Below are 375 nucleotides of genomic sequence, written 5' to 3'. Positions count from 1 at the left end.
GAACTGACACAACAAGCCCGCAAGGCACACCCACTGGGAGCCACCTGGAACACCGGAGGCACCTATGCGTCCGCCTTCTACCCGTTCGACTATCTAAATACGCAAACAATGGTGCCAATTGGGGAGAAAATCCATACGGCTTCCATAGAGTCCGGAAAGGTATCCAGCGGCGACTTTCATATTCACCTGAAAGAGCAAACAGCAAGCACCGTACCTAAGGTTGTCATCATTGATGCCGCCATCCTCAACTCAAGCACTGCCGGCCAAGCGTTGGCTAAGCATTTGACCAACCAGACGCCACTGGCCAACAAAACCTACCTATTTTTCTTTGGTGCATTTCAGACAAACCCCACGACCGGCCAGGAAGAATTGACC

Annotated in this window: 1 protein-coding gene; it reads left to right on the top strand. The window is 52.0% G+C overall.

Annotated features, from left to right (window positions below):
• The coding region (locus tag AC0L3U_RS38635; protein ID WP_473364996.1) for a hypothetical protein at positions 1-375 on the top strand (375 nt) is incomplete at both ends.

The organism is Bradyrhizobium sp. Kon69, from assembly GCF_055807515.1.
The sequence above is the reverse complement of the archived record's forward strand: the minus strand, read 5'-3'. Positions and strand labels throughout refer to the sequence as shown.